The organism is Methanosphaera sp. (genome assembly GCF_016282985.1).
GTDB lineage: Archaea > Methanobacteriota > Methanobacteria > Methanobacteriales > Methanobacteriaceae > Methanosphaera.
This window is the reverse complement of record NZ_JAEELZ010000015.1, coordinates 1-8,257: the sequence shown is the minus strand read 5'-3', so window position 1 is coordinate 8,257 and position 8,257 is coordinate 1. Positions and strand designations below refer to the sequence as shown.

Sequence of the window (8,257 nt, the reverse complement as noted above, 5' to 3'; positions counted from 1 at the left end):
TCAAAGATGCCAGCGGTAAAGCAGTGGCAAACAGTAATGTAAAAATAATCATAGACGGTAAAAAATACTATGCAAAAACAGACAGCAAAGGTGCATTCACATTCTCTGCTGCAATGACAAAAGCTGGTGTAAAAACTGTTTTAATAGGTTATAGTGGAAACACTAACTATAATGAGTACACAAGTGAAACAACGTTCACAGTATTACAAAAATCTTAACCTTACATTCTTTATATTTTTTTTTCTTTTTTTCCCTTTTTTTTATCTAGTCAGAATTGAATTTTATTTCATGTTCATTTTTCCTTGAATTATTTTTCTGTATTTTGTACAGAATAAAATAGAAAAGTATTTATATAAAGTCAAACCCATTATGATTATAGACTGATTATAAAAAAATTATTTAATGAAATATTTAAACTAAAATTATATACAATTTGAATAGATTAAAATATTTAGAGGTAATAAAATGGCACAACAACAACAACCATTAATCATCTTACCTGAAGGAACATCAAGAGCTTTAGGTAGAGATGCACAAAGAAATAACATATTAGCTGGTAAAGTATTAGCAGAAACTGTAAGAACAACATTAGGTCCAAAAGGTATGGACAAAATGCTTGTAGATGGAATTGGAGATATCGTAGTAACAAACGACGGTGTAACAATCCTTAAAGAAATGGATATCGAACATCCAGCAGCTAAAATGTTAGTAGAAGTAGCAAAAACACAAGAAGATGAAGTAGGTGACGGAACAACAACAGCAGTAATTATCGCAGGAGAATTACTCAAAAGATCCGAAGAATTATTAGATAAAGAAATTCACCCAACAATCATTGCATTAGGTTACAGACAAGCAGCTCAAAAAGCACAAGAAATTTTAGAATCAATTTCCTTAGATTCTTCCGATAAAGATACCTTAATGAAAGTTGCAATGACAGCAATGACTGGTAAAGGAACCGAAAAAGCAAGAGAACCTTTAGCAGAACTCATCGTTGGTGCAGTAAACCAAGTTGAAGAAGACGGTAAAGTAGATATCGAACAAATTAAAATCGAATCTAAAGATGGTGCAGCAATAGAAGACTCCGAATTAGTAAGTGGAGTAATTGTTGACAAAGAAAGAGTACACCCAGGTATGCCTACTTCAATTGAAAACGCAAAAATTGCTTTAGTAAACAGTGCAATAGAAGTTAAAGAAACAGAAGTAGATGCAGAAATCAGAATTACTGACCCAGCACAAATGCAAGCTTTCATTGAACAAGAAGAAGCAATGATTAAAGAAATGATTGATGGATTAGTAGATGCAGGTGCAAACGTATTATTCTGTCAAAAAGGTATCGATGACTTAGCACAACACTACTTAGCTAAAGCAGGAATTTTAGCAACAAGAAGAGTTAAAAAATCCGACATGGAAAAATTAGCAAAAGCAACCGGTGCAAAAATCGTAACAAACATCCAAGACTTAACCAGTGAAGATTTAGGAGATGCAGGTTCAGTAGTAGAAGATAAAGTATCTGGTGACGATATGATCTTCGTAAAAGAATGTAAAGATCCTAAAGCAGTAACCTTATTATTAAGAGGTTCAACCAGCCACGTAGTGGATGAAATTGAAAGAGCAGTTGAAGATGCAATAGGTGTAGTTGCTTCTACAGTTGAAGACGGTAAAGTAGTAGTTGGTGGAGGAGCTCCTGAAATTGCTATTGCAAAAGGATTAAAAGACTATGCAGAAACCATCAGCGGAAGAGAACAATTAGCTGTAATGGCATTTGCAGAAGCTTTAGAAGTAGTACCAAGAACCTTAGCAGAAAACGCAGGTTTAGACAGTATCGATTCTTTAGTAGATTTAAGAGCAGCTCACGAAGATTCAATTTACATGGGATTAAATGTATTTGAAGGTGGAGTAGCTGACATGAAAGAAGCTGGAGTTATCGAACCTCAAAGAGTTAAAAAACAAGCAATTCAATCTGCAGCTGAAGCAGCTGAAATGATTTTAAGAATTGACGACGTAATCGCATCATCCAGTCAAGGAGACGTAGCAGCAGCTCAAGGTATGGATGGTATGGGCGGAATGCCTGGAATGTAAGATTAGTTAACTAATCAGTTAAATTACCTATAAATTAAACTATTAGAATATAATCTAGAGTATTAATTGTATTAGGGGAAATCCATGATACTTCATCATGGATTACTTTTTTTTTACTTATTTTTAAATTAAATATTTATTTATTTTTTAACAAAGTATCATACAACAACAATTTCTGAGTGTTTTTATGGACAAAATATTAGATTTCAATGAATTATTCTTTGGGGATATAACAGAATATAAAAAATTGATAATAGGTTTATTTGAATCTTTAAAACATGTTACTCCCGCTTCTTATTGGAGTATGGATGCTGAATGTCAAAAAGGATTATCAACAACAGTTGCTATGGACATAATTAACATAATCCTGGATTCATTAGACAAAGTTTCAGATAACTTATATTCAAATGATATAATTACTCATGAATATCCATTTTTTATTGAAATCAAGGAAATGATTGAATGTTTGTTACTGGATCCTATATATGAATCAGATTACTATTTAAATCTGGCCATAACGTTATTTTCTGATTTTTTTACTTTACTGGAAGTAAAATTATTATTATTTGACGGATGTTCCGTAGAAATAGAAGCCCCAAATCATGTTTTGTTGGAATATGATAAAGAATTGGATGAGTATATGGCACGTTTGGATAAATATCGGGATGAATTCATGAATCTACATCAATCATAAATATTTTTAAAAAAAAGTTATTGATTCAACAAATCATATGTTTTAACCAGTAAATCATATGTTCTATCTGTTGATTCTTGTTCAGTAATATTTTCAGGTATTTCATAAACTAATGTAGGATAACCTGCATCAGCTAGTGGTTTGGATACTAATTCGATGGAAGTACTTTCATAAGTCGTATTTTCAGGTGTCTTATAATAATTAAAATCAATTTCACTATTTTTTATGTTTTCAGCGAGTTTAACAGATGCTTCATCCATAGCTGGTGTTGCTATATAAAAACCTTCACCATATCCTTCAATATGGGAATGACTTATTATCACAGCATCTGCCTTTGATTTGTAAATGTCCGGTAAAACAAATTCTGAAACCAAATGTTCTCCATTATATCGGCTATTTTTGTAATCTTCCGGATCTTTAGTTACAGTAACATTATAATTTACCATTCGGGCATTATGTGTTAAGGCAAATCTTTTAGCTGATTCTATTTCGGGATTAATTGCTAAATTTTCTCTAGGATGTATTCCGGTTATTAAAATTATGGTTTGTTCTGATCCATAATGATTATAAATGTCTTTTGTTACATAACCCATTTCATTTGAACCTATGTTTTCATGTGAATGCCATTCATAAATTAAATAGGGTACTGTAACTATAATCATTAATAAAATTATTACTGTACTAATGTTTTTTATCAGGCTCATTTTTAAACTTCCTTATAATACAGTATTTATTTCTAATTCTAAATAATCATTTCTTAAAAAAAGTTTATTAAAGGGGGGTTAATGAAGGAATCTATTTGTTTCTTGATAAAATGTGTACTGCGACAGTACCTCCGGTTCCACCGATATTTTGAGTAAGACCTATTTCAGCACCATCTACCTGTCTTTTATCCGCTTCTCCTCTTAATTGCCATGTAACTTCTGCAGCTTGTGCGATTCCGGTTGCTCCTAATGGGTGTCCTCTTGCTTTAAGACCACCTGATGTGTTAACTGCTACTTGGCCGTCTCTTTCAATAAGGCCATCTTCAATAGCTTTTCCACCTTCACCTTTTTTGAAGAATCCTAAATCTTCAATTGCTAATAATCCGTTGATACTGAAACAATCGTGTACTTCTGCAATATCAACATCTTTTGCTTCTATACCTGCAATATCATATGCTTTTCTGGAAGCATTAATTGTTGATTCGATAGTGGTTAAACTTTTTCTGCTATGTAAAGCGATTGTATCTGAAGCTTGTGTTGAAGCTTTTACATATATTGGTGTATCCGTATATTTTTTTGCATCTTCTGCAGGACATACTATTACTGCTGCGGCACCATCAGAAACAGGTGAACAATCCAATATATTTAAAGGTGATGCTACTTTTGTTGAGTTTAATACAGCATCTACACTAATTTCTCTTTGGAATTGAGCTTTTGGATTTAATGCTCCATTTTTATGTCCAAGTACAGCAAAACCTGCAATCTGTTCACGTGTTGTACCATATTCATGCATGTGTCTTCTTGCCATCATAGCATATAATGAAGGGAAAGTTACTCCTTGTTGTGCTTCCCATTCTCTATCTGCAGCTGCTGCAATTGCTGGTGTAGCATCTACTACGTCAGTCATTTTTTCTACACCTGCTGCCATTACTTTGTCATAATAGCCTGATGCAACTGCCATGATTGCCTGTCTTAAAGCTAATCCACCTGATGCACATGCTGCTTCTACTCTTGTGGCTGGTATTGGGGCTAATCCTGAATGTTCTGCAATTAATGCTCCTATGTGTTCTTGTCCAACAAATAATCCACCGGACATGTTTCCAATATACATTGCATCAATATCTTCTCCGTTCATATTTGCATCGTGTATAGCTTCTACTCCAGCTTCTACTACTAAATCTCTAAATGATTTATCCCATAACTCTCCAAATTTGGTTTGAGATACTCCTACTATTGCTACATCTCTCATATTTTCACCTTTTCATGTTTAATGAGTTTAATCCATTTTTATTTTTCCTTTAAATTTAGCATAAGTAGCATAATCTACATAAGTTAAATTTTTCATAATTTCATCAAGTGTTTTAGCATTATTTCTTACTTGTTCTATTCTGTCGTTTACTGTTATGGTAAATGCATCACTTCCTGCACCAGAACCGTAAGAAACTGCAAAGATTTTATCTCCAGGTTTTGCAATATCTAATATTGAAGCTAAACCTAATGGTGTTGCTCCAGAATATGTGTTTCCAATGTTAGGAGTTAATAATCCCTGTTTATATTGTTCTTCTTTGAATCCTAATTTTTTTGCAGCTCTTAGGTAAAATTTTCCATTTGGTTGGTGGAATACTGCATAATCATAATCTGCTGCGGTTGTTCCTGTTTTCTCTAACATTCTATTAGCTGCACCAAGAACGTGTTTGAAATATGCTGGTTCTCCAGTAAATCTTCCTCCGTGTGATGGATAAGCTTCACCTTCTCTTCTGTAGAAATCAGGAGTGTCAGTGGTAAAACTGCATGTTTCTTCAATATCGGCAATTGTGTTGTCTTCACCAATAATATAAGCGGCTCCTCCTGCACTGGCAGTATATTCTAATGCATCTCCAGGAGCACCTTGTGATGTGTCAGCTCCTATTGCTAATCCGTATTTGATTATTCCTGATTTAACTAGACCCATTGCAGCTTGAATTCCTGCTGTACCTGCTTTACATGCAAATTCTAAATCTGCGGCAGTTAAATTAGGGGATGCTTGGATTGCATCGGCAACAATTGTTGCTGTTGGTTTTACTGCATATGGATGGGATTCTGATCCTACATATATTGCACCTATATCTTGTGGGTTAATTTCTGCACGAGCTAATGCTCTTCTTGCTGCTTCTACAGCGATAGTCACAGTATCTTCGTCTGGTCCAGGTACTGATTTTTCATTAACGACTAATCCTTTTGAAATAGAGTTTGGGTCATCTCCCCATACTTTAGCGATTTCTTCAACTTTAATTCTGTAAGAGGGAACATGAGCTCCATATCCAACAATTCCTGTCATTTTATCACCCTTGGTCTCTAATAAATTTTTCATTTTTCTGCAATGCAGATATTTTATATATTATAACATTTTAATAAGAAACTATTATTTAGTCTATATTAATTAAATTTAAGTTAATACAACTTAATATATTTTATTTTAATTATTGTTTTTATTTTTTTTAAAAGAGGTTGTTGATGTTTTTCCAATAAAGGAAATATTCTTATTTAATTTATTAAAAATCAGGTTTAAGAATTATATTGATTTTTCTTTGTTTTCAAAAATGATTATCTATTTAAAACATTACTTTCTTATTTATTAAATAACATAATATATATTAATAAAAATAATTTAGGAGTTTATTATCTATTATCTAACAGTACTAGAAAAATGATTAAAAGGTAGATAATTATTAAATTTTATCATAGGACAGTATTTAATGCATATATCATTAATGATTTTGATAATAAATTTTTAAATAGCAATATTCAATAAGTTTTGGAGGTTAATTATGTATAATGGTTCTAACAAGCCACCTATAAGTTCATCCAAATTGATTATTATCATGTTGGCTGCTATAGTTCTTGTTATGTTAGCGACTGTTGCACTAAATGGTGGTACATCAGCTCCACCTGTTGAAGAGAATAATACTTCAGATGTTGATTCTGAAACAAATGGTTCAAGTTTAACAGTAGATTCTTCTATAATTGGTAATAATAGTTATGGTACGGTAGTTAAATCAAGTGGTTATGGTAATCCATCGTCAGATATCCATGTGGCATTTATTGTAGGTGTTGATGCAAAGAAATCTCAAAATTCTATTGTTCCAACATTACAAAACGAAAAAGAATTAAATTATTGTTATGATATATATGTTGTAGATACTTCCAGTGCTAATAATAATGGTACTCAAAATAATCAAAGTAACATGACAGTAAATCAAATGTCTGAAAATTTAGCATCAGAATATGTTGTTCCGGATGTAATAAACAACAATTATAATTTTACTGTAGATGTTCATAGTACTAATGATTCTAATTCATATGTATTTGTTCCTTCAGATAATACTTATACTTCTAAAAAGGTTATGGAAAGTATAGTTAACAATACAAATATGGGAACATATACTCCGGATAATCATGCATATACAGAAGCAGTTTCAGAAAGTATAATAGATTATGAAATTCCATCTATAGTTTATGTAACCAGGGATTATTATTCTAATGGTACATCTGGTGAAGTATCAGGTCTTATTCATGCGATAGATAATTTTGATTTTGTTGGATTATTCAGTTCTGATAATACATCAAACAATACTGGAAATATGACTTCTACCAATAATACTGATTCAGGAAATATGACTTCTACCAATAATAATAATTCTGGATATACAACAATAAATGTTTCTAGTAACTCTTCGGGAAATAAAGAAGTTTAACTATTTTTTAGCCTTTTCGGCTTCTTTTTATTTTTTTCTATTTATTTTTTAATTAAATTATTTTTTAATTTTTTTCAAAACATTTATATGTACATATGAACATATACTCATATATCAAGTGGTAAAAATGAGTAACGATAAAAAATTCTTTGAAGCTGATGAAGGAATATGTGAAATAAACGTAATTCATGAAGAAGCTGCAAAAAGAGCAAAGAATCAATTATTGGATGATAATACTTATATGGATTTATCAGAAACCTTTAAAATATTTGGTAATCCAACTAGGTTGAAAATATTATCCTTATTGGCTGTTGAAGATTTATGTGTGTGTGATATCAGTGAAGTTTTGGGCATGAGTCAATCAGCTGTTTCCCATCAATTAAGTACATTAAGAAGTAAAAATTTAGTTAAATATACTAAAGAGGGCAAACAAGCAAGATATTCTTTAGCTGATAAACACGTAATAGAAATTTTAAACATTGGAATTGAACATGTACTGGAATAGTGGAAGTACATGTTTTTTCAATTAGGAGAAAACATGACTAAAATAGAAAATAAATGTTTTGAACCAGATTGTGATAAAGAAAGATGTGTAAATCCTGAACATTACAATTACATTTGTTTTGATAAGGACTGTGAAGATATCCATTGTGAAAAACAGGAACACTATAATATGGAATATTTGGAAGAATCTTCAGAACTTATGGAAAACCATTGTTACGATCCTGATTGTAATAAAAGAATTTGTGAAAATCCTGAACATTACAATTACATTTGTATGGATCCTGATTGTGAAGACAGGCATTGCCAGAAAAACACGCATTATAACAAAAAATTATTGGAAAATTACCAGAAATCAACAGATTTCTCACAGTTTGACCACAGTGAAGATATAGACTATAGTGAAGATGTTGATATAAAAATATGCAGTTGTGATGATTGTTCTGATGATGAACATAGTCATGACCACCATCATGGACATCATCATAATCATGAACATGAGCATTCTCATGAGGATACTTGTAGTTGTGAGGAGGAACATGGAC

Annotated in this window: 8 protein-coding genes and 1 pseudogene; 6 read left to right on the top strand and 3 right to left on the bottom strand. The window is 31.7% G+C overall.

Annotation, left to right across the window (positions count from 1 at the left end; genetic code table 11):
- The 3 genes from QZZ11_RS00960 to QZZ11_RS00950 all read left to right on the top strand — a co-directional run.
- Positions 1-218 (top strand): hypothetical protein (locus QZZ11_RS00960; protein WP_292472686.1); only part of this gene is annotated, 218 nt, incomplete at its 5' end.
- A gap of 247 nt (positions 219-465) precedes the next feature.
- Positions 466-2,079 (top strand): thermosome subunit alpha, encoded by a 1,614-nt coding sequence (thsA, locus tag QZZ11_RS00955; RefSeq protein WP_292472685.1) that lies wholly within the window; start codon positions 466-468, stop codon positions 2,077-2,079.
- Between the two features lie 187 nt (positions 2,080-2,266).
- Complete coding sequence (locus QZZ11_RS00950; RefSeq protein ID WP_292472683.1) at positions 2,267-2,773, top strand: hypothetical protein; 507 nt, start codon at positions 2,267-2,269, stop codon at positions 2,771-2,773.
- 17 nt (positions 2,774-2,790) lie between these two features.
- Here QZZ11_RS00950 and QZZ11_RS00945 read toward each other — a convergent pair whose 3' ends face one another.
- From QZZ11_RS00945 to QZZ11_RS00935, 3 genes are all read right to left on the bottom strand, one after another.
- A complete protein-coding gene (locus QZZ11_RS00945) occupies positions 2,791-3,477 on the bottom strand; it encodes a hypothetical protein (protein ID WP_292472682.1) in 687 nt (228 codons plus the stop codon).
- 91 nt (positions 3,478-3,568) lie between these two features.
- The gene (locus QZZ11_RS00940) at positions 3,569-4,726 is read right to left on the bottom strand and encodes a thiolase domain-containing protein (protein ID WP_292472681.1); all 1,158 of its coding nucleotides are present in this window, start codon (positions 4,724-4,726) and stop codon (positions 3,569-3,571) included.
- 27 nt (positions 4,727-4,753) lie between these two features.
- Positions 4,754-5,794: a hydroxymethylglutaryl-CoA synthase gene (locus QZZ11_RS00935; protein ID WP_292472679.1), complete on the bottom strand. Its 1,041-nt coding sequence runs from the start codon at positions 5,792-5,794 to the stop codon at positions 4,754-4,756.
- A gap of 490 nt (positions 5,795-6,284) precedes the next feature.
- Between QZZ11_RS00935 and QZZ11_RS00930 the strand changes: the two genes are divergently transcribed.
- The 3 genes and pseudogenes from QZZ11_RS00930 to QZZ11_RS00920 form a co-directional block, all read left to right on the top strand.
- Positions 6,285-7,211 (top strand): hypothetical protein, encoded by a 927-nt coding sequence (locus QZZ11_RS00930; protein WP_292472677.1) that lies wholly within the window; start codon positions 6,285-6,287, stop codon positions 7,209-7,211.
- Positions 7,212-7,338: 127 nt separating this feature from the next.
- A complete protein-coding gene (locus tag QZZ11_RS00925) occupies positions 7,339-7,716 on the top strand; it encodes a metalloregulator ArsR/SmtB family transcription factor (protein ID WP_292472675.1) in 378 nt (125 codons plus the stop codon).
- Positions 7,717-7,749: 33 nt separating this feature from the next.
- Positions 7,750-8,257, top strand: a pseudogene (locus QZZ11_RS00920) (hypothetical protein); the annotation flags it as partial.

Coding starts and splice junctions, on each gene's coding strand:
- QZZ11_RS00940 (WP_292472681.1), bottom strand. CDS start 4,726: ATGAGAGATGTAGCAATAGTAGGAGTATCTCAAACCAAATTTGGAGAG.
- thsA (WP_292472685.1), top strand. CDS start 466: ATGGCACAACAACAACAACCATTAATCATCTTACCTGAAGGAACATCA.
- QZZ11_RS00930 (WP_292472677.1), top strand. CDS start 6,285: ATGTATAATGGTTCTAACAAGCCACCTATAAGTTCATCCAAATTGATT.
- QZZ11_RS00945 (WP_292472682.1), bottom strand. CDS start 3,477: ATGAGCCTGATAAAAAACATTAGTACAGTAATAATTTTATTAATGATT.
- QZZ11_RS00925 (WP_292472675.1), top strand. CDS start 7,339: ATGAGTAACGATAAAAAATTCTTTGAAGCTGATGAAGGAATATGTGAA.
- QZZ11_RS00950 (WP_292472683.1), top strand. CDS start 2,267: ATGGACAAAATATTAGATTTCAATGAATTATTCTTTGGGGATATAACA.
- QZZ11_RS00935 (WP_292472679.1), bottom strand. CDS start 5,794: ATGACAGGAATTGTTGGATATGGAGCTCATGTTCCCTCTTACAGAATT.